This window comes from Silanimonas sp. (genome assembly GCF_027530345.1).
In the GTDB taxonomy this organism is placed as follows: Bacteria; Pseudomonadota; Gammaproteobacteria; order Xanthomonadales; family Xanthomonadaceae; genus Silanimonas.
This window is the reverse complement of record NZ_JAPZQK010000022.1, coordinates 69,225-90,858: the sequence shown is the minus strand read 5'-3', so window position 1 is coordinate 90,858 and position 21,634 is coordinate 69,225. Positions and strand designations below refer to the sequence as shown.

Below are 21,634 nucleotides of genomic sequence, written 5' to 3'. Positions count from 1 at the left end.
GGCCCGCTGCCGCCGCGCGAGCGGCCGGTACGCGCCCCCTTGACAAGCCCGTCGACACCCGCCTTCCCCGGCGGGTGTTTTCTTTTCAATCAACCACTTGGCACGCGGCGCGAGCATCGCGGGCGCTCCTCGCGGGGCGGCACTGGACTTGAAGTGAAGGAAGTATTAAACGTTGTCGCTGGTCACACGGCCCGCACAGCCTTTTGACCGGGCGTCGACGCGGCAGCGTCTCGTCAGCCAGCCTCCTTCATGATCGACCAGCAAGGACTACAACCCCATGACGCAACGTAATCCGCTCGCCGCAAGCGTTCAGCGCGCGTTGGTGCTCGGCATCGCCAGCACCGCCGCCATCGGCGCCCCGACCTTCGCGCAGACCGCCCCCGCCGGCGAAGAAGCCCAGACCCTCGACGCCGTCGTCGTGACCGGTAGCCGCATCCGCCGCGTCGACGCCGAGACCGCGACTCCGGTCTTCACCATCGACGCCGCTGCCATCGACCGCACCGGTGCGGCGACGATCGGCGACTTCCTGCAGGACATCCCCGCCATCTCGGGCGCGGCGACCAACCCCTCCGTGAACAACGGCGGCGGCACCGGCGAGGCCACCGTCTCGCTGCGCGGCATCGGTGACGAGCGCACGCTGACGCTGCTCAACGGCCGTCGGATGGTCTACAACGACATCAACTCGATCCCGATGGCCGCCATCGCGCGCGTCGAAGTCCTGAAGGGCGGCGCCTCGGCCATCTACGGCACCGACGCCATCGGCGGCGTCGTCAACTTCATCCTGAAGCGCGATTTCGACGGCGGCGAGCTGTCGGTCGGCTACGGCCAGTCGAGCGAAGGTGACGCCGAGCGCACGACCGGCAACGTGACCTACGGCTGGTCCGGCGAGCGCGGCAACGTGCTGCTCAACCTGAACTACAACGACCAGCGCGAGGTTCTGGCCGCCGACCGCGAGTACTCGCGCAACGCCCTGACCCTGTACTCCGGCACGGTCACCGTCGGCGGCTCGAGCCGCACCACCACGGGCCGCTATTCGGTGCCTCGCACCAACGCCGCCGCGAACGGCATCAACTGCGCCGGCACCGGCGCCACCGTCGCGCTGACCCGCATCGCCGGCCGCCCCGGCACGCAGTGGTCCGACTTCCGTTGCTTCAACAACGCCACCGACCTGTTCAACTACCAGGCCGTCGGCAACCTGCAGCTGACGCCGCAGGAGCGCGCCGGCGCGTTCTTCTCCGGCCGCTTCAACATCAATGACAACGTCACGGCCTACGCCGAGCTCTACAACCAGAGCACCCGCGCCTACGGCCAGATCGCCCCGCTGCCGTTCGACGCCCGCCCGGGCCAGGACGAAGTGACGATCTCCCCGAACAGCGTGTTCTGGCCCTTCGCGGGCCTGACCGGCGGGCTCGTCGGCAACGACCTGCGCCTGCGCCTGTCGGCCATCGGCAACCGCCGCTTCTCCTTCAACACGGACGTGACGCAGATCTCGACCGGCTTCGAAGGCGCGATCGGCGACAGCTCGTGGTCGTACGACGTCGGCATGACCTACGGCAAGCTCGAGCAGAGCGGCCTGTCGACCGGCTACCTGTTCACCCCGGCGCTGGCCAGCGCGCTCGGCCCGTCTTTCCGCGATGCGGGCGGCGTGATCCGCTGCGGTACCCCGGCGGCCCCGATCGCGAACTGCACTCCCGTCAACTTCTTCGGCGACCTGTCGTCGCCGGCCGACCAGGCGGCGCTGGCGCGCATTTCGTCGCCGTCGATCAACAAGACCGACGCGACGCTGAAGAACTTCTACGCCAACGCCTCGGGTGACCTGTTCGAGCTGCCGGCCGGCGTCGTCGGTGGTGCTTTCGGCGTCGAGTACCGCAAGGAATCCTCGGCGTTCGAACCGAGCTTCCTCGCCGTCGTCGACCCCACCAACTACACCTGCCTCATCTCGTCGGAAGCCTGCACCACGCGCGCCGTCGGCGAGTTCGACGTGACGGAGGTCTACGGCGAAGTGCTGTTCCCGCTGCTCGCCGACGCCCCGCTGGCGCAGAGCCTGAACGCCATCGCCGGTGCCCGCTGGTCGGATTACTCGACCTTCGGCAGCACGACCAACTGGAAGGTCGGCCTCGAGTGGCGTCCGATCGACGGCCTGCTCGTCCGCGGCACCGTCGACAAGGTGTTCCGCGCCCCGACGATCGACGACCTGTTCCAGGGTGATTCGGCTTCGTCGGACAGCTTCTCCGACCCCTGCAACCGCTGGCGCGGTGCGCCGGTCGGCAGCCCGCAGCGCCTCGCTTGCGCGAACGTCCCGACCGACGGCACGTTCAACCAGACCGACACGCAGCTCTCGGCGATCAAGGGCGGCAACTCGACCCTGCAGCCGGAAGAAGGCAAGGTGTTCACGTACGGCGTGATCTACGATCCGAGCTGGCTGGAGGGTGCGTCGGTCTCGGTCGACCTGTGGCGCATCTATCTGAACGACACGATCGGCACGGTCGGTACGCAGACCATCCTGAACAACTGCTTCAACAACGGGCAGTTCTGCAACCTGTTCTCGCGCAACGCGTCGGGCGAGATCCTCCGCCTGTTCGACCGCAACGCCAACGTCGGCCGCACCGACACGAAGGGCGTGGACTTCGGCCTGAAGTACCGCCTCGAGGACACCGCGTTCGGCAGCTTCCAGTTCTCGCTGGACACGACCTACACCGCGCAGTTCGACGTCAAGACGATCGTCCTCGGCCAGGTGGTCGCGCAGCAGTACCTCGCCGGCACCTTCCTGTCCTCGGCCAACGGCGGCCTCGGCAACTACAGCCGCGTCCGTTCGCTGGGCTCGCTGGGGTGGTCGATGGGTGACTGGGACGCGCAGTGGACCTCGCGTTACGTGAGCGGCTTCAGCGTCGGCGCGATCTTCCCGAACACCCGCACCAACGTCTGCGCCGACCTTGGCCTTGCCATCGTCGCGGGCGGCACGCCGGGCTGCCAGTTCGATCGCGGTTCGCAGACCTACCACAACCTGCAGGTCGGCTATAACCTCGAGTCGTGGAAGACGAAGTTCCAGATCGGCGTCGACAACGTGTTCGACAAGCAGCCGCCGATCATTTACCAGAACAACTCGCTCAACGGTAATACCGATGAGCGCACGTTCGACACCGTGGGCCGCTACTACTGGGCGACGGCGACCGTGAAGTTCTGATCGACGATCAGTCGTAGTGAAAGAAGACCGCGCGGGGCGACCCGCGCGGTTTTTCTTTGCGCGATGTCCCGTCGTGGGACGGACGCCGCGGCGTCGTCAGTCGAGCGAATAACCGAAACGTTCGACCCAGGGCGCGAGCAGCTCCAGCGTCTCGCTATCGAACCACGGCCGCCAGGCCTGCCAGCGACCGACCGCGCGGCGGTTCACCGGCTGCACGACCTGCGTGTAGCTCGGCGTGCTGATGACGCCGCGCGACTTCGCCCGCTCGGTGAAGCCAAGCAGCTCATCGCGCCAGTCGAGGCCGAGGAAGGCGAACAGCCGGCGGCCTTCCCCCGCCACGTCGGCGACGAGGTCTTCGTAGCGCAGCACGTGGGTGGGCACGCCGATGGCGTCGCGGAAATCGAAATACGTGCGGAACACGCGGTCGTACATCCGCGCCGTGCTCTTCAGCGTCTCGAAAGTCACCGCGAAGGCGGGCGCGCGGAAGTTCTGCATCCAGCAGGAGACGACGACGTCGCAGGGGTGGCGCAGCGCCAGCACGGCCTGAGCGTCGGGGAACAGCGCCGCCACCAGCGGCAGGCGGACGAGGTAGAGGGGATTCTTGTCGACCGGGCGCCGAGCCGCGAGATCCGGCCGCTGCCTCTGCACGTCCGCGAAGTACTGGGCGCGGAAGTCGCGGCGATGCGCGGCGGGGAGGTCGACCAGGCCGCCCGGGTAGCCGGCTGGCGAAGCGTTCATGCGGGTCACGAGGCGCTGCAGGAAGGGCTGCTCGTCGAAGGAGGCGAGGCCGGGGTGCGCGTCCAGCAGCTGCTCGAGAAGCGTCGTGCCCGAGCGCGGGAAACCCACGACGAACAGCGGATCCCGGTGGCCGTCGTCGGCTCCCTCGCGAACGCCGGTGCGGAACGCCGGCACGGCGCGATCCAAGGCGGCGAGCAGCCCGTCCTCGCGCATCAGATTCGGATGCGCGGCATTGACGTGCGCGAGGCGCTCCGCGTGGCCCAGGGAGAAGGCCGAAAAAGCCGCGGCGTGGTCGCGCATCTCCACGCAGGCCTTGCCGAGTTCGAAACGGAGGTTGGTGCGCAGCGCGGGATCACGCGGCGGATCGACGAGCACGGCTTCGAACAGCGCGCGGGCGACCTCGGGGCGGCCGCGGCGGGCGGCCAGCCGCGCGTCGAGCTGCGCCAGCGCGCTTCCGACGTCCGGCACGGCGCGCGCGCGCGCCTCGTCCACCCGGGCGCGTACCGCCTCGGCCTCGTCCAGCCGGTTGTGGCGCTCATGACAGGTCGAAAGCCCGATCAGTGCGCCGGGATGCCCCGGGTCTTCCACCAGCAGGGCCTCGAAGGCGCGCTGCGCGTCCGCGTAATTCGCGAGGTTCAGCTGGATTTCGGCGGCCTCGACGCGAAGGTCGAAGGGCAGGGCCGGCGAGCGCAGCGATGCCAAGGTCGCGGCCGCCTGGTCGGTTTCGTCCATCGCGAACAGCACGCGCGCGCGGAACAGAAGGAATTCCGGGTCGAGCGCTTCGAGCGCAAGGGCGCGGTCGATGCAGGTCAAGGCCGGCAGCGGCCGGCCGTTCGCCAGCTCCGCACGCGCCAGCGCATAGAAAAGCGCAGCACTGCGGTCGCCCCGCTGGAAAGCCTGCTGCAGCGGCGGCAGCGCGTCGGCCTCGCGGCCGAGCTCGCACAGCGCGTTACCGAGATTCGACCAGTGCTCGGGCACCTGCGGCTGCCGCGCCACCAGTGCCTCGAACAGCGGCAAGGCTTCGGCGGCGCGGCGCTGCTGGGCCAAGGCCAGCGCAAGGACGACCACGGCATCCACGGACGCCGTCAGGGGGTCGCTCGCTCCGGCGATCGCGAGGACACGGCGGGCCCACGACTCGGCTCCGGTCGCATCGCCCTGTCCGAGCGCTTCGAAGGCCGCCTGGAGCGCCGCTTCCGCGGTCTGCGCCTCGTTGCTCTGGCCTGCGGCCATCCGGGCTCCTTGTCTATGATTCGCCTGCGGCGGCGCGCCGCATCGTAAAGGATTCCCGTGACACCGGCTTCCGATCCGCGTGACCGCCTGTCGCGCTTCGTGCAGGTCTTCGACGACGCCCTGCCCCGGCCCGTGTGCCAACAGCTGGTGCGGGGTTTCGAAGCCCTCGGCGAGCAGCAGGTGGCCAATGGCCGCCACCGTCGCGATTGGCTGTCAGGCAGCGCCTGGACCGAACTCGACATCGGCCCGCTGTCCGACGCCGCCTTCCGCCAGTCGCTGCTCGACGGCATGCACCATTTCCTGGCGCGCTACAACGCCGCGCTCGGGCTGACGCTGCCGGTGCCGGCGACGACCAAGACCAGCGAGTGGATCCTGAAGCGCTACCGGAACGACGGCGACGAACGCTTCCAGCCGCATTTCGATTCGGTGGGGCCGGTCGCGAATCGCTACCTCGTGTTCCTCTGGTACTTGAACGACGTGGCGGACGGCGGCGAAACCGCCTTCGTCGACCTCGATCTTGCGGTCAGGCCGAAGGCGGGGCGCCTCGTCGTCTTCCCGCCGTACTGGATGTTCCAGCACGAGGGCCGCCCGCCGATCAGCGGCGACAAGTACATTCTCTCCACCTACCTGCTGTTCTGAAGGCCGCGTCGCGATGAGCCACCCCACCCTCGCCGCGCTCGCGCGTGCCGTCTACGAGCTGTCCGGCGACCTCCGCGCCTTCGGCCCCGAGGCGGACGCGGTGCTGGGCGGCAGCGGAGCGGCGGATGCGCGCGTGCGCGATCTGCTCGCGCAGGTGCACGACCTGCGACAAGCGCTGTCGGCGACGCGGCCGGCTTGGCTCGCCGCGCAGCGCGCGCGACTGGGCCTCGATGCCAACGCCCGCGGCCTGAAGCTGCACATCGGCTGCGGCGCCCACGCGCTGCCCGGCTGGGTGAACCTCGACGTGCATCCGGCCCCGCTGTGCTGGAACGTCCAGTGGGGCCTGCCGTTCGCCGACGAGTCAGCCAGCCACGTGTTTGTCTCGCACCTGTTCGAACACCTGTTCTTCCCGCACGACGCGATGGCCTTCCTCGCCGAGCTGAAGCGCGTGCTCGCGCCGGGCGGCCGCGTGCGCCTCGTGGTGCCCGACGTGCGCCAGCTGATTGACGCCTACCAGCGCGGCGACCGGGCCTTCTTCGCGAAACGGGCCGCGCATTGGGCGAACGCCCACGGCGAGGGTCCGCTGCTGGCCCAGTTCCTCAACTACGCCGGCGCCGGCCCGGATCCGGGCTACCTCTTCGAGGCGCACAAGTTCGGCTACGACTTCGAAACGCTGTCGCACCTGCTGCGCGAAGCCGGCTTCGAAAGCGTGGTGCGCAGTGGCTACATGGCCAGCGACGACCCGGCGCTCCGCCTCGACGACCAGAGCGCCGTGGCCGGTGCCACGCACGAGGGCGGCCACTACTCGCTGTTCGTCGAAGCGCTCGCGCCGGCCGCTCCCGCCATCCCGATGCCGACGCCGGCGCACGAGGCCCGCCGCCGCGGCGTGGTGCTGAGGGCGGAACGACGCCTCGAGGAGGCCGAAGCCGCGTTCCGCGAAGCCATCCGCCTTGATGCCCAGATGCCGGCCGCGCACCTTCAGCTCGGCCAGCTGCTGGAATCCAGCGGTCGAGCCACCGAGGCGGTCGGCGCCTACTTCAGGGCGCTGATGATCGCGCAGGGGCGCGGCCTCTGGCTCGATGAAGCGAGCACGCCGCCCGGTCTCCGCGCCGACGTCCTCCATGCGATGGCCGTCGTGCGGGAGCAGCGGGTTCCGGTGCTGATGGGTCTGATGGACCCCCTCGAAGCCCGCTTCGGACGCGAGGCGATGGCGCGCGTCCGCGCCGGTCTCGCCCACCACCTGGGCGCCGAGGCGCATCCGCCGCAGGACGCACGCCAAGCGCCGCGCTTCCTCCACATCCCGGGCCTGCCCGCCACGCCCTGGTTCGACCGGGGGCTGTTTCCGTGGCTGCCCGCACTTGAAGCCGCATTTCCAGCGATGCGCGAGGAAGCGATGGCAGTGCTCGCCCAACGCGACGGCGTGCGGCCGTTCCTGCAGGCACCGGACGGCACCTCGCTCGAACCGTACCTGGGCGGCGATCAAGCGCGTTGGGACGCGTACTTCTTCTACCGCGACGGCCAGCACCATGCCGATGCCGCGCAGCAGGCCCCGCGGACGGCCGCGGCGCTCGAAACGCTGCCGCTGGTGCGGATCCATGAACACGCCCCGGAGATCTGCTTCTCGATCCTCGCGCCCGGGACCCACATCAAGCCGCACTACGGCGTCACCAACGCGCGCGTGGTGGTGCACCTGCCGCTGGTGGTGCCGGACGGCTGCACGTTGACGGTGGGCGGCGACGAGCGGCACTGGCGCGAAGGCGAGGCTTGGGCGTTCGACGACACCTTCCTGCACGAGGCGCGCAATGCGAGCGGCGACACCCGCGTGATCCTGCTCATGGATGCGTGGAACCCGCACTTGACCGACGCCGAGCGCGTCGCGATCAAGGCCATCGTCGAGGGCATCGGCGACTTCAACCGCGGCTGATCGCCCCCTCGCCGGGGTCAGCTGCCCAGCAGCGCGCGCTCCGCCGCGGTGAGCATCCGCCACGTTCCGGGGTCCAGCCGCAGCGCGTCGAGCGTGAGCCCGCCGATCGCCTCGCGATGCAGGGTGGCCACGGCATTGCCGGTGGCGGCGAACATCCGCCGCACCTGGTGGTAGCGACCCTCGTGCAGCGTGAGCCGCGCCTCGCGCGGGCCCAGCACGTCGAACTCCGCTGGCAGCAGCGGCTTGTGTTCGCCCTCCAGCATCAAGGTGCCGGCGGCGAACAGCGCGGCTTCGTTGCCGCGCAGGTCTTCGGCCAACGTGGCGCGATACACCTTGGGCTGGTGGTACTTCGGGCTGGTGAGGCGGTGCAGCAACTGGCCGTCGTCGGTGAACAGCAGCAGTCCCGAGGTGTCCTTGTCGAGCCGCCCCACCGGCGAAACGATCGGATCACGCGCCTTCCAGCGCGGCGGCAGCAGGTCGTAGACGAGGCGGCCGGGATCCTTCGTCGAGCAGGTGACCCCCACCGGCTTGTGCAGCACCGCCAACAAGCCCGGCGGCGCGTCGAGCGCCTCGCCATCGAAGCGGATGGCCGCGTGCGGCAGCCGGTGGCCGCCGCGCGACGGCGCGCCTTCGCCGACTTCGTCATCCACGTACAGCGCTTCGCCTTCCGCACCGGTGATGCGGCCCTCGGCGATCAGCGCCTCCACCTCGCGACGCGTGCCGTAGCCCAGCGACTGCAGGTACTGCCGCAGCTTCACGGCCTTGCCGCTCATGGCTTGGGCTCCCACGCGCGGTAGACCTTGAAGCCGCCCTGTTCCGCGAGCAGCTCGCCGCGGCCGAAGACCGTTCGCAGTTCGTCCTCGTAGGGCAGGTGCCGGTTGGCGACCATCAGGAGCTGGCCATCGCGCTTGAGCGCGCGGGCGGCGGCGGCAATGAAGGCGCGGCCGAGCGCCGGCACGCTGCGGCTGCCCACGTGGAACGGCGGATTGCAGACAACGGCGTCGAAGCGCGCGCGGCCGTCCGAAAGCACGCCGGCCGACACGTCATGCCAGTGGATGCCGACCGGCACGCGCGCGCCGGCGAGGTTGCGCCGGGCGAGATCGACGGCGCGGGCCTCGGCTTCAAACAGCTCGAGCGCGGCCACCGCCGGACAGCGCTCAAGCACCGCCAGCGAGAGCAGCCCGCTGCCGGCGCCGAGGTCGGCGACGCGGCCGCGCAGGTCCTTCGGCAGGTGTTCGATCAGCAGGGCCGAGCCGGCATCGAGGCGACCTTCGTTGAAGACGCCGGGACGTTGCCAGAGGCCGGTGGTCGCATCGCGGCGCGGCGCGTCGGCGGCGAGCCATGCCTCGGCCAAGGCTTTGTCGAACGCACCGGCGCCGGGCGCCATCCGCACCCAGAATGCGCGGCCGTGGTGCTTGCTCAGGCTGCCGGAGAGCGGCACCAGGAGCGCGAGGTCCTTCTCGAAACTTCGCGCGCCCTCGTCGTTATGCGCCGCGGCCAGCAGCAGGCCGCCGCCGGCTTCAAGCCGAGCCACGCCTCGCGCAAGCAAGCCGCGGCCGACTTCGCGGCTGCGCGGCAGCAGCACCAGGATGACGGTCGGCGAAGGCGCGGCGGGAAAGCCCGCGCCAATGCCCTCGACGCCGCTCTGCGCCGACCAGTCGCGCGCCGACAGCGCATCGACGTCCGGGCGGAAGCCCTGTTCGCAGCGCGACGGCGCTTGCGGCAGCGTGGCCGCCGCGTCGGCGCTCCAGAACTCAAGCTCGCCGGAGGGAAGGGGAAGCAGCCGCCCGAGGGCGGCTTCCATGGTGCGCAGGGCGGGATGGGACGGCATGCCCGCCAGTGTAACGAGCGCCGCTCAGGTGCCGGGACCCCGGAGGGTCTCATGCAGCCGCACCGGCTCGGCACTCACCTTGCGGTAGCGGATGTTGAGCAGCTCGACGAACACGGCGAAGGCCATCGCGAAGTACAGGTAGCCCTTCGGCACCGCCTCGCCCATGCCGTCGGCGATCAGCACCACGCCGATGAGCAGCAGGAAGGCCAGCGCGAGGATCTTTACCGTCGGGTGGCGCTGCACGAACTCGTGGATCGCCTTCGCGAGGAACACCATCACCGCGGTCGCCACGAGGATGGCGATCACCATGATGCTGACGTGCTCGGTCATGCCCACGGCGGTGAGGATCGAATCGAGCGCGAACACCATGTCGAGCACGACGATCTGCAGCATCACGACGGCGAAGGTTGCTTGCACGGCTTGGCCCGCGCTGCCGTCGGGGCCTTCGAGCTTGCCGTGCATCTCGTTGACGGCCTTGCCGATCAGGAACACGCCACCGCCGATCAGGATGAGGTCGCGCCAGGAGAATTCGTTGCCCCACAGGGTGAACACCGGGGCGGTCAGCGAGACGATCCAGGCGATGGCGAAGAGCAGGCCCAGCCGACTGACCGCGGCGACGGCGATGCCGACCTGCCGCGCCGTCGCGCGCTGGTGCTCGGGCAGCTTGCCCGCGAGGATGCTGATGAAGATGATGTTGTCGACGCCGAGCACGACCTCGAGCGCGATCAGGGTGCCGAGCGCCATCCACGCTTCGGGGGACGCCAACCACTCGAACATCTGGATCTCCTCGCTGCCGATATCCCGCCGAGATTAGCGCAGGCCGATGGCGCCCGCGCGACGGGCGGCAATGAAGGACTTCACCATGAGCGCGAGCAGCGTGGCCGACAGCACCAGCATGCCGAGGTTGACGCCCAGCGCCAGCGGGCTCATGCGCGCGGCGCGGATCACCAGCGCCGCGGCCGGTGCCAAGGCCCCAAGCAGCGCGACCAGCGCGGCCACGTGCATCAGGTGCTTGCGGGCGCCCTCGAAGGCCAGCGAAAGACCGGCCAGCAGGGCCAGCGCGGCACCGACGTAGGCCGGCATCAGGGCGGTGCGGCTCGGAGAACCGTCACCAGACGAGATCGCGAAAGCACCGACGCCCAGGGCGATCAGCAGGGCGGCGAGGATCAGCGTGGTCTTGGGCATGGAAGCGGTCCGGATCAGGGCGTCGGGAGGCGCAGCCTGAGGGGCAGGCCGTCACCGTGGCGTCGTCAGGCGAGGACGACGCGGTTCTTGCCCTCGGCCTTGGCCTGGTAGAGCGCTTCGTCGGCGCGACGATACAGGGCTGGAAACTCGGCCGGGCCGCGGGCCGCCACGAGCCCGATGCTCGCGGTCAAGCCGCTTGGCGCGAACGCGAGGCCCGCCAACTCCGCCGCGACGGCCAGCCGCAGGCGCTCGGCGAACCGCTTCGCCCCCTCGGCGTCGGTCAGCGGCATCAGCACGACGAATTCCTCGCCGCCGAAACGGGCCACGACGTCCTCGGCCCGCGACTCCGCGAGCAGGCGGGCCCCGACCCGGGCGATGGCGTGGTCGCCCAGGCTGTGCCCCCCTTCGTCGTTGAGCCGGCGGAAGTCATCGAGGTCGATCACGGCCAGCGCCACCGGGGCGTCGCGCCGCGCTGACAGCGCAAGCAGCGGGTCGGCGAGCTCATGGAAACCACGACGGTTCAGCAGCCCGCTCAGCGGATCGCGCGAGGCCATGCTGTGGAGGTCGCGACGCACCCGGTCCGTGGCGAGCAGGATGAAAGCGACGGTGATGCAGGTCAGCGCCAGCATGGTGGAGACCAGCAGCACGGGCACAACCAGCCCGCCGACGAGGAAACGCACGGCGTCCGCGCCTTCGAACAGCACGGTCGCCGCGCGCCAGCTCTGCACGAGGGCGAGCATCACCAGGCCTACCGCCATCAGCAGGGGGCCGAGGCCGGCCAGACGCGGATGCGCCCGCAACAAGGCGTGCAGGCCCACGACCAGGCAGGCCACGTGCAGCGACGCGAGCACCACCAGGCGGAACTCCGCCCATCCGGCGAGCACGGTAGCCATCGCGGCCACGCCATAGGTGCACAGGGCGATGGCGGCGAACACCCGCTCCCGGCCCGGAAAGCCAAAGAAGCGCCGAATGGCGATGGCGGTGAGCACCATCGACGGGACCCACAGCGCGTTCTGCACGAGGATGGCTTCCGTGCTCTGCGAGAAACCCATGGCCAGCAGGGCGGCTGGCGCGGCCACGCAGACCAGCGAGGCCGTCCAGGTGCCGAGGCCGCGCGCGTTCTCGCCGAGGCCGACACGCAGCGACAGGGCCACCACGGCGAGCAGGCCCTGCAACAGGGCCAGCACGAACAGCAGGGTCGGTTGGTCGAGCATCGGCCTTCCCCCTCGCCTTCGACCGTCAGACGCCGATCGGGTTGGCCTTCTCGGCGTCGATGTTGAACACCTTGATCGCGCGGGCCACGTCCTTGGCGTTCATCTTGCCCTCGGCCGCGAGCGCGGCGATGGCGGCGTGCGCGATGTAGTAGCGGTCGACCTCGAAGTGGCGACGCAGGTTGGCGCGGGTGTCCGAACGACCGAAACCGTCGGTGCCGAGTACCGTGTACTTCATCGGTACGAAGGCGCGGATCTGGTCGGCGAACTGGCGCACGTAGTCGGTGGCGGCGATGGCCGGGCCCTGGCGGCCTTCCAGCAGCTCGGTGACGTAGGCCTTGCGCGGCGTCTTCGCTTCCGGATGCAGGCGGTTCCAGCGCTCGGCGTCGAAGCCGTCGCGACGCAGCTCGGTGAAGCTCGGGCAGCTCCAGATGTCGGACGACACGCCGAACTCCTTGTCGAGCAGCTCCGCCGCGAAGATCGCCTCGCGCAGGATCGTGCCCGAGCCCATCAGCTGAACGCGCAGCTCGCCCTTCTTCGGCTTGCCGGCGTCCTTCAGCAGGTACATGCCCTTGATGATCCCCTCCGCGGCGCCTTCCGGCATCTCCGGGTGGGTGTAGTTCTCGTTCATCAGGGTCAGGTAGTAATACTCGTCCACCTGCTCCGCCATCATCCGCTGCATGCCGTACTGCAGCACCACGGCCACTTCGTAGGCGAAGGTCGGGTCGTACGGACGGCAATTCGGGATGTTGCCGGCCAGCAGCTGCGAGTGGCCGTCTTCGTGCTGCAGGCCTTCGCCGTTCAACGTCGTGCGGCCGGCGGTGGCGCCAAGCAGGAAGCCGCGGGCGCGCATGTCGGCAGCCTGCCAGGCCGAATCACCAATACGCTGGAAGCCGAACATCGAGTAGAAGATGTAGAACGGCAGCATCGGCACGTCGTTGGTGCTGTAGCTGGTGGCCGCGGCCATCCAGCTCGAGAAGCTTCCCGCTTCGTTGATGCCTTCCTGCAGCACCTGGCCGGCCGTGTCCTCGCGATAGAACATCAGCTGGTCGGCATCGACCGGCTTGTACTTCTGGCCGAACGGCGAGTAGATGCCGATCTGGCGGAACAGGCCTTCCATGCCGAAGGTGCGCGCTTCGTCGCAGATGATCGGCACGGTGCGCGGGCCGATCGCCTTGTCGCGCAGGATCACGTTGAGGGCCTGCACGAAGGCCATCGTGGTGCTGATCTCGCGGTCGCCGCTGTCCTTGAGCAGGCGGTCGAACACGGCCAGCTCCGGCACCGGCAGCGATTCGCTGGCCTTGACGCGGCGCTGCGGCAGCGAGCCGCCGAGCGCGGCGCGGCGCTCCTTCAAGTACTTCACTTCCGGCGCATCGGGGCCCGGGTGGTAGAAGGGCACCGAGGGCAGCTGCTCGTCGCTGACCGGGATGTTGAAACGGTCGCGGAAGGCCTTCACCGCCGCGTCGTCCAGCTTCTTCTGCTGGTGGGTGATGTTGATCGACTCACCGGCCTTGCCCATGCCGTAGCCCTTCACCGTCTTGGCGAGGATCACGGTGGGCTGGCCCTTGTGCGCCGTGGCGGTGGCATAGGCCGCGTAGACCTTGTGCGGGTCGTGGCCGCCGCGATTCAGGCGCCAGATGTCCTCGTCGGACAGCGAGGCGACCATCTGCTTGGTCTCTTCGTACTTGCCGAAGAAGTTCTCGCGCGTGTACGCGCCGCCGAAGGCCTTGCAGTTCTGGTACTCGCCGTCGACGGTCTCCATCATCAGCTTCTTGAGGACGCCGTTGGTGTCCTTGGCAAGGAGCGGATCCCAGTAGCTGCCCCAGACCACCTTGAGCGCGTTCCAGCCGGCGCCACGGAAGACGCCTTCCAGCTCCTGGATGATCTTGCCGTTGCCGCGCACCGGGCCGTCGAGACGCTGCAGGTTGCAGTTGATGACGAACACGAGGTTGTCGAGGCCCTCGCGACCGGCCAGCGAGATCGCACCGAGGCTCTCGGGCTCGTCGCACTCGCCGTCGCCCATGAAGCACCACACCTTGCGGTCGCTCACCGGCATCAGGCCGCGGGCTTCGAGGTACTTCCAGAAGCGCGCCTGGTAGATCGCGGCGATGGGCCCCAGGCCCATCGACACGGTGGGCGTCTGCCAGAAGTCGGGCATCAGCCACGGGTGCGGGTAGCTCGAGATGCCCTTGCCGTCGACTTCCATGCGGAAGTGGTTGAGCTGGTCTTCCGTCAGGCGGTCTTCGAGGAAGGCGCGGGCGTAGACGCCCGGCGAGCTGTGGCCTTGGATGAAGAGCAGGTCACCCGGATGCGATTCGTTCGGCGCGCGCCAGAAATGGTTGAAGCCCACGTCGTACAGCGTGGCCGCCGACGCGAAGCTGGCGATGTGGCCACCGAGCTCACCGGGCTTGCGGTTGGCCCGCACCACCATGGCCAGCGCGTTCCAGCGGATCAGCGAACGGAGCTTCCACTCCATCTGCGCATCGCCTGGCATCTTCGCTTCGAGATGCGCCGGGATGGTGTTGATGTACTCGGTGGTGGGCACGAAGGGCAGGTGCGCACCGGCGCGGCGCGTGAGCTCCACCATCCGCTCGAGGATGTGGTGCGCGCGCTCCGGGCCGTCGGCATCGATGACCGCTTTGATCGACTCCAGCCACTCCTGGGTCTCGGTGGGGTCGATGTCGTTTGCCAAAACGTCCTGCAGCCAGTTCATGCCTTCCCGCTCCGCGTGGAAACTAGAGCTGGAAGTCTAACAGTGGCCGGCGCGACGCCGGCGGGGCTGCATACGAATACGCGGGCGTACGGCAGGCGTCAGCGCACCACGAGCACGGGCGTGCGGCAGCCCGCGAGCACCTTGCTGACCGTGCTGCCGAGCAGCAGGCCGGCCAAGGCGCCGTGGCCGTGCGATCCCATCACGACCGCGTCGTACCCGCCGGCTTCAGCCTCCTCGGCCACCAAGCTTCCCGGATGGCCCACCTTCACGACTTCCCGAGCCGTGCGCCCCGCCGCCGCCAGTCGCCCGCGCGCTTCACGGAGCGCGTCGTCATGCTCATGGGTGTACTGCGCCGCCACGATCTCGGCACCCACGGCGGCCGCAGCGCGCGGCGGCAGCGGCTGTGCAACATGGATCAGCGTAAGCGCCGCCTGCCCGAACATGGCGGGCCGGGCGAGCACGTAGTCGAGGGCTTTGGTGCCAAAGGCGCTGCCGTCGACAGCGATCAGGACGTTCATGGTGGTGCTCCTCGTCGTTGGAAGGGGTGGTCACCAGAATGCCCCGGGGCGACGACCCTCCATTTGGCGTCGATCAATTCCGGAACCGGCGTGCTGCAATCGCCGTCGCGGGGCAGTCCGGCAGGCCCCACGGAGTGCGCGATCGATGCGTTTCGGCGATCATGGCCGCACCCCAGCCGCTCCCCGCCCGCCCACGTGCCCTCCCCGCTCGTTTCCGTCGCGCTGTGCACCTGCAACGGCGAGGCCTACATCGAAGCCCAGCTGGCCTCGGTACTCGCGCAGACCCACCGCGAGCTGGAGCTGGTGGTGGTCGACGACGCCTCCAACGACCGCACCGTCGAGATCGTCGAGGAGGCCGCGCGCCGCGACCACCGCATCCAGTTGCATCGGAACCCCCGGCGCCTGGGCGTCAACGCCAACTTCGCGCGAGCCTTTTCCCTGTGCCGCGGCGACTTCATCGCGCCCTGCGACCAGGACGACGTGTGGTCCGCCCGCAAGCTCAAAACCCTCATGGCGGCGATCGGCGACGCCGACCTCGCCTACGGCGATTCCGCCGTCGTCGATTCGACGGGCCGCCCCACCGGAAACACCCTCGGCGGGCAGCGGCGCATGGTGCGGGGCCGCGGCAATGTCGCCCTCGCTTTCGAGAACAGCGTGTCCGGCCATGCCGCGCTGTTCCGGAACACCCTCCTTCCGCAGGCCCTGCCCTTCCCCGAAGGCGTCTGGTACGACGGCTGGCTGGCCTTCGCCGCATCGCAGCGCGCGGGCGTGGTCTACGTCGACGAAGTGATGGTGGATTTCCGCCGCCACGCCGACGCCCAGACCCGCATCGGCCATGCCCCGCGCGGCGGCGCTCCGGACCGACACCAGCGTCGCGCGCGCGAGGCCCAGCAATGGCTGTCCACCTGCGCGGCGGCACTCGACGCCGCGGCGGCGCGTCCATGGCCCTGCCGGGAGGCGGCCGGCGCACTCTCGAGCGCCTTGGCCGATACCACCAGCGGGCGGCGGGCCACTCCGCTGTGGCGGGCCCTGTGGCGCTACCGGCAGATGCTGTACGGCAATCAGGGGCCGGCGCTGCTGTTGGCGATGCGCCTCGGCGGCCGGATTCTCAGCCGCATCCGACGGGCGCGGTCGAACGCCTGAGCGTCAGAGCTTCAGGAATCGCCGCGGCACCGCCAGCTTCAAGAGGCGCTCGAAGGATTTGCGCCGCAGCCCGGGATGGCGGAATCCCGCCACGATGTGCGGCCACCAGTCGCGCTTGCGGCCCTCCAGCATGGCGCGACGGGCGTTGGCCTCGATGCGGTACATCGCGGCGAGCTGCAGGCCCAGCGCGCGCCGAGGCTCCGGCACGGCCGCCGTGCGAGCGCAGCGCTCGGCGTCGTCGGCGATCTCGGCGTACATCCGCAGCGTGCGCTCGTAGCGCTGGCGCTTCGCGTCCGGGCCACCCCCGTGGGCGAACACCCAGCCATGCAGGTTCCCCGCGTGGATGCGGTAATCGAGCCAGGGTTCGTCGAGGCAGTGCACCTCGCCGAACAGGGCCGCGCGCAACGTGATCATGTTGTCCTCGACCATGCCCTGCAGGGGTGGCAGGTCATCGAGGACGAACCGGCGCATCGCCATGGAGGCGCCGAGCAGGCAGACGAAGCTGCCGCGCTCGAGCAGCCACCGCTGGTCGGCGCGACGGAAGCCGGGGTCGCGGGCGCGACGCGCGATCACCGCCCCTTGGGCATCGATTTCGTCGACCGTCGTACCGACGAGGGCGACGTCGGGATGGGCGTCGAAGAACGCCAGCGCGCGGGCGACACGATCGGGATGGGAGCGGTCGTCGCCCGCTTGGAACAGCAGGATGGCGCCGGTCGCCTCGGCCGCGACCACGTTGATGTGGGCACACAGGCCGAGGTTGCGCTCGTTGCGCCGGACCACCAGCCGGTGCGGGCCGCGGTACTCGCGGGCGAAGGCCTCGGCGATGGCGAAACCGTCGTCGGGCTCGGGCGAGGCATCGTCAGAGACGATGATCTCGCAGGGCACGGTCTGCGCCACGGCGCTCTCGAGGGCCTCGCGGATGGTGCCGCCCATCCGGTAGGCGAGCAGCAGGATGGTGGCGCGCGGGGCCGCGGCCTCGCCCGCCTCGGCAGTGGTGACCGCGCCCACCATCCCGACGCGGATCAGACCGCGCGCTCCGCGCGGATCAGTGCATCCACCGCCGCGACGGCCGTCATGTTGACGATGCGGCGGATGGTGGCCGAGGGCGTCAACACGTGGGCCGACTTCGAGAGCCCCATCAGGATCGGGCCGAGGCCGACGCCGTCAGTCATCGCCCGGGTGATGTTGTAGGCCGCGTTGGCGGCGTCGATGTTGGCGAACACCAGCAGGTTGGCGCGGCCCTTCAGGCGCGAATTCGGGAACACGCGCTCGCGGAGCTCCTCGTTGAAGGCGAGGTCGGCGTGCATCTCGCCCTCCACCTCGAGCTTCGGCGCCCGCTCGTGCAGGATCGCCAGCGCGTCGCGCAGCTTCTGCGCGCTCGGGGCCTCGGAGCTGCCGAAGTTCGAATGGCCGATCAGCGCCACCTTCGGCGCCACGCCGAACAGGCGCAGTCGGAACGCGGCCTGCTGCACGCAGTCGGCGATCTGCTCGGCGCTTGGATCGACCTGAACGTGCGTATCGGCGAAGAAGAACACGCCCTTGTCGTTGAGCACGGCCGAGAGCGCCGAGAGGCCCTTGCTGCCGTCATCGAGGCCCAGCACTTCGCGCACGTAGCGCAGTTTGCGGGCGTAGCGGCCGACGATGCCGCAGAGCATCGCGTCGGCCTCGCCACGTCGCACCATCAGCGCAGCGATCACCGTGTCGCGGCCGCGCACGATCGCCTTGGCGGCCGAGGGCGTGACGCCCTTGCGCTGCATGATCTGGTGGTAGAGCTGCCAGTACTCGTTGAAGCGCGGGTCGTCGTCGATGTTGGTGATCTGCACGTCGACGCCGGGACGGATGCGCAGGCCGAGGCGCTGGATGCGGCGCTCGATGACCGCCGGGCGGCCGACGAGGATCGGGAAGGCCAGGCCTTCGTCCACCACCGTCTGCACGGCGCGCAGGACGTTCTCCTCCTCGCCTTCCGCGTACACCACGCGCTGGCGGTTGACGCGGGCACGGTCGAACACCGGCTTCATCATCAGGCCAGTGCGGAACACCCACTGGCTCAGGCGATCGCGGTACTGCGCGATATCGACCGGGCGCGTGGCCACGCCGGAGCGCATCGCGGCCTCGGCCACGGCCGGGGCCAGCGACACCAGCAGGCGCGGGTCGAAGGGCCGCGGGATCAGCGATTCGGCGCCGAACTGCACCGGCTCGCCGCCGTAGGCGCTGCCGAGGTCGGTGGCCTCGCGGCGGGCCAGCTCGGCGATGGCGATGACGCAGGCGCGCTTCATCTCCTCGTTGATCGTCGTCGCGCCGACGTCGAGTGCGCCGCGGAAGATGTACGGGAAGCAGAGCGCGTTGTTGACCTGGTTCGGGTAGTCGCTGCGGCCGGTGGCGATGATCGCGTCCGGGCGCGCGGCCTTGGCGTCGGCCGGGTGGATCTCGGGGTTGGGATTCGCCAGCGCGAAGATGATCGGGCGCGGCGCCATCGTCGCCACCATCTCCGGCTTCAGCACGCCGCCGGCGGAGAGGCCGAGGAAGACGTCGGCGCCGTTGACGATCTCGGCGAGGCTGCGGAACGGCGTCTCGCGGGCGTAGCGCACCGTGCCTTCGTTGAGGTCGGTGCGGCCGGTATGCAGAACGCCATCCTTGTCGACGACGAGGATGTTCTCGCGGCGCATGCCGAGCGTCACCAGCATGTCGAGGCAGGCGATGCCCGCCGCACCGGCGCCGCTGACCGCCAGCTTCACCTCGTGGATCGGCTTGCCGACGACGTGCAGGGCGTTGGTCATCGCCGCGCCGACGATGATCGCCGTGCCGTGCTGGTCGTCGTGGAACACGGGGATGTTCATCCGCTCGCGGAGCTTGCGCTCGACGATGAAGCACTCCGGCGCCTTGATGTCCTCGAGGTTGATGCCGCCGAAGGTCGGCTCCAGCGAGGCGATGATGTCGACGAGCTTGTCCGGGTCCTTCTCGGCCACTTCGAGGTCGAACACGTCGATGCCGGCGAACTTCTGGAACAACACGCCCTTGCCTTCCATCACCGGCTTGCCGGCCAGCGGACCGATGTCGCCGAGGCCGAGCACCGCGGTGCCGTTGGAGATGACCGCCACGAGGTTGCCGCGCGCGGTGTAGTCGCTGGCGGTGGCCGGGTCGGCGACGATCGCCTCGCAGGCCGCGGCGACGCCGGGCGAATAGGCGAGGGAGAGATCGCGCTGGGTGACCAGCGCCTTGGTCGGCATGACCTTGATCTTCCCGGCCGGGGCCTGGCGGTGGTAGTCGAGGGCGGCCTGTTTGAACGCGTCGTGTTCGGACATCACTGGGGTCTTTCGAAGGCGAATCCGCATTCTAGCCACGGCTTCGTGACGGCAGCGGACGGCGGCGTATGGGCGCATGGCGGCTCATCGCAAGGCCAGCTCCGGTGCCGGGATGGACTACAGCACCCAACGCGCTTCGCCCCAAGGGATTGGAAGCGAGGCTGGCCCGCCCCGTCACCTCTCTCTCGAGGTTGCCGGCGGTCGATCCGAAGGGGGCATCCATGCCCCTCGGATCGATCGCTCATCCTGAGCGACCCCTTCGGGGCTTGCGCCTCAACAGCGCGCCGGGGCTCCTTATTCGCCTCGCTCACAATCCCTTGCGGCTGGTGCGCGAGCTCGCTTGCAACAACCCGCAGTACAGCGCGAACACGCGGACGGAACTGGCTCACACGCCCACCTCGCGGCTTCAGTCAGGGCGGAGCCTCGCTACGTGAGGCACCCATGGCGCTGTGCCGCGAACTTGCAGGGAACGCGCCCAGCCAGTGCCAAGCCCGGGGTGCGAGGCGAATAAGGAGCCCCGACGCGCCAACCAGGCGCCCGCCGCGAAGCGGTGGCGCAGGGATGCGCCATCCGGCCGAGGGTCAGGATGACCCCTTCGGCCGGACAGCCGGGTTTCTTGCTGTGATGGCGACGGGGCGGACCAGCCTCGCACCCCGGGCTTGGCACTGGCTGGGCGAGGCTCGCCAACGTCCGCTACCGCCCCGCCTCCCGCGGCTCCGACGCCGCCGCGCCGAACAGCCGCGGCACCGCATCGAGGTTCTCGATGTCGACCTTGTCGAGCCGGATCGTGTTCGCGAACAGCGAAAAGGCGAGGATCCCGGCCAGCCCGTTGGCGCGCTTCGCCCAGGGCGGCAGGTAGTGCGGCGGGGCGATGGCCCCGCTCTCGAAGGCCGGCGCGAGGTCGAACACGTCCTCGAGGGTCATCTTCCCGGCGAACAGCCGGTGCGTCAGGGCCAGCTTCTTCTGCCGCAGGCACCAGCGGAAGAAGGTGTGCACGCGCACGAGCCCGGCGAGGTAGACGCCATCCTTGGTGAAGGCCGCGCCGCCCGTCACCGGCACGCCGCGGAACACGCGGGCCGCGGACGAGAAGCTCTCCGGTTCGCGCTGGCCGGCGTCGAGGAAGAAGCGGAACACGTCGATGAAATCGGCGCCGCGCAGGGCCATGTCGATGGCGAGGATGCGCAGGCTGATGCGCTTCATGCGCTCGATATCGATATGCCCGGTGATCAGCTCGGCGAAGGTCGCCAGGCCTTCCTGCGTGGCGATGATCCGCGGCGAGGTGCGCGAAAGCGAGGCGAAATGCGGCTGCTCCCGGCCGTTGAGGGCCGTCAGCGTGTGCACGAAGGCCTCGTGCTCGCGGAGCTGGTGGATGTCGTACTCGCTGAAGGCCGCCCCGGTGCGCAGGCGGATGCGCGTGGGGCCGGCCGCGGCCTTGGCGATGAGGTCGGCGTCCAGTTCGACGCTGACCTTGCCGGGCCCGAAGAAGCCGTCCATGTCCTGCTGCAGGCGCTCGCGGACGACCGGCGCCTCCACGGCATCGTCGTCGGTGTCGACGGCCCGCAACTCGGCATCGAGCTCGTCGGCGATGCGGATGAAGTGCATGGCCGCGTCAACGCCGGACACGGTGCCACCCGGCAGCGCGTCGCCCGGACGGCCGAACAGGCGGATGGAATGGTCGGTGACCGCCGCGGTGCCGACCGATTCGAGCAACAGGGCGGCGGTGTGCCAGCTGTCGGCCGTGCGGCGGATGTACAGCCCCAAGGGCTGGTGTGGGTCGCAGGCCTGGGCGATCGCGCGCAGCTCGGCGCGGACCTCTGCGTGGTCCTCGGCCACGTAGTCGGGCTCGGGAAGCCGGTGCACGCCGCGGCGCCAGCGGTCGAGGAACTCGCGCTGCACCCGCTGTTTCCAGCTCACCGCCTGCAACAGGCGCAGGCGGCGCGTCGCCCGCACCATCCGGGCGTCCAGTTCGGCCAGGCTCTGCAGCGCGGTGCCGTCGGGCATCGGCAGCCCTCCTCG

At 69.7% G+C, this 21,634-nt stretch carries 15 protein-coding genes; 4 read left to right on the top strand and 11 right to left on the bottom strand.

What is annotated here, in order from left to right:
- Positions 1-277: 277 nt before the first annotated feature.
- Positions 278-3,184: a TonB-dependent receptor gene (locus tag O9255_RS11725; protein ID WP_297867045.1), complete on the top strand. Its 2,907-nt coding sequence runs from the start codon at positions 278-280 to the stop codon at positions 3,182-3,184.
- A gap of 96 nt (positions 3,185-3,280) precedes the next feature.
- Here the strand turns inward: O9255_RS11725 and O9255_RS11720 are convergent, their stop codons facing one another.
- On the bottom strand, positions 3,281-5,152 hold the full coding sequence (locus tag O9255_RS11720; protein ID WP_297867044.1) for a tetratricopeptide repeat-containing sulfotransferase family protein: 1,872 nt from the start codon (positions 5,150-5,152) through the stop codon (positions 3,281-3,283).
- Positions 5,153-5,209: 57 nt separating this feature from the next.
- Between O9255_RS11720 and O9255_RS11715 the strand changes: the two genes are divergently transcribed.
- Complete coding sequence (locus O9255_RS11715; RefSeq protein WP_297867043.1) at positions 5,210-5,791, top strand: 2OG-Fe(II) oxygenase; 582 nt, start codon at positions 5,210-5,212, stop codon at positions 5,789-5,791.
- Between the two features lie 13 nt (positions 5,792-5,804).
- Positions 5,805-7,715, top strand: coding sequence for an aspartyl/asparaginyl beta-hydroxylase domain-containing protein (locus tag O9255_RS11710; protein ID WP_297867042.1), 1,911 nt, complete (start codon positions 5,805-5,807; stop codon positions 7,713-7,715).
- Positions 7,716-7,732: 17 nt separating this feature from the next.
- Here O9255_RS11710 and O9255_RS11705 read toward each other — a convergent pair whose 3' ends face one another.
- The 7 genes from O9255_RS11705 to O9255_RS11675 form a co-directional block, all read right to left on the bottom strand.
- Positions 7,733-8,473 (bottom strand): pseudouridine synthase, encoded by a 741-nt coding sequence (locus tag O9255_RS11705; protein WP_297867127.1) that lies wholly within the window; start codon positions 8,471-8,473, stop codon positions 7,733-7,735.
- 11 nt (positions 8,474-8,484) lie between these two features.
- Complete coding sequence (locus O9255_RS11700; protein ID WP_297867041.1) at positions 8,485-9,546, bottom strand: methyltransferase; 1,062 nt, start codon at positions 9,544-9,546, stop codon at positions 8,485-8,487.
- Positions 9,547-9,570: 24 nt separating this feature from the next.
- Positions 9,571-10,323 (bottom strand): TerC family protein, encoded by a 753-nt coding sequence (locus tag O9255_RS11695; RefSeq protein ID WP_297867040.1) that lies wholly within the window; start codon positions 10,321-10,323, stop codon positions 9,571-9,573.
- Between the two features lie 33 nt (positions 10,324-10,356).
- Entirely contained in the window at positions 10,357-10,731 is a 375-nt protein-coding gene (locus O9255_RS11690; RefSeq protein ID WP_297867039.1) for a hypothetical protein, read from the bottom strand.
- Positions 10,732-10,796: 65 nt separating this feature from the next.
- Positions 10,797-11,945 carry a GGDEF domain-containing protein gene (locus tag O9255_RS11685; RefSeq protein ID WP_297867038.1) on the bottom strand — a complete coding sequence of 383 codons (1,149 nt, stop codon included), beginning with the start codon at positions 11,943-11,945 and terminating at the stop codon, positions 10,797-10,799.
- A gap of 25 nt (positions 11,946-11,970) precedes the next feature.
- Positions 11,971-14,655, bottom strand: a complete 2,685-nt coding sequence (gene aceE, locus O9255_RS11680) for a pyruvate dehydrogenase (acetyl-transferring), homodimeric type (protein WP_297867037.1) — start codon at positions 14,653-14,655, stop codon at positions 11,971-11,973.
- A gap of 98 nt (positions 14,656-14,753) precedes the next feature.
- Positions 14,754-15,173 (bottom strand): universal stress protein, encoded by a 420-nt coding sequence (locus O9255_RS11675; RefSeq protein WP_297867036.1) that lies wholly within the window; start codon positions 15,171-15,173, stop codon positions 14,754-14,756.
- Positions 15,174-15,368: 195 nt separating this feature from the next.
- Here O9255_RS11675 and O9255_RS11670 point away from each other — a divergent pair, with 195 nt between their 5' ends.
- Positions 15,369-16,316 carry a glycosyltransferase gene (locus O9255_RS11670; protein WP_297867035.1) on the top strand — a complete coding sequence of 316 codons (948 nt, stop codon included), beginning with the start codon at positions 15,369-15,371 and terminating at the stop codon, positions 16,314-16,316.
- A gap of 3 nt (positions 16,317-16,319) precedes the next feature.
- Here the strand turns inward: O9255_RS11670 and O9255_RS11665 are convergent, their stop codons facing one another.
- From O9255_RS11665 to O9255_RS11655, 3 genes are all read right to left on the bottom strand, one after another.
- Positions 16,320-17,327 carry a glycosyltransferase gene (locus O9255_RS11665; RefSeq protein WP_297867034.1) on the bottom strand — a complete coding sequence of 336 codons (1,008 nt, stop codon included), beginning with the start codon at positions 17,325-17,327 and terminating at the stop codon, positions 16,320-16,322.
- An 11-nt stretch (positions 17,328-17,338) separates the two neighbouring features.
- Positions 17,339-19,618: an NADP-dependent malic enzyme gene (locus O9255_RS11660; protein ID WP_297867033.1), complete on the bottom strand. Its 2,280-nt coding sequence runs from the start codon at positions 19,616-19,618 to the stop codon at positions 17,339-17,341.
- 693 nt (positions 19,619-20,311) lie between these two features.
- A complete protein-coding gene (locus O9255_RS11655; RefSeq protein WP_297867032.1) occupies positions 20,312-21,619 on the bottom strand; it encodes a flavohemoglobin expression-modulating QEGLA motif protein in 1,308 nt (435 codons plus the stop codon).
- Between the last annotated feature and the right edge of the window lie 15 nt (positions 21,620-21,634).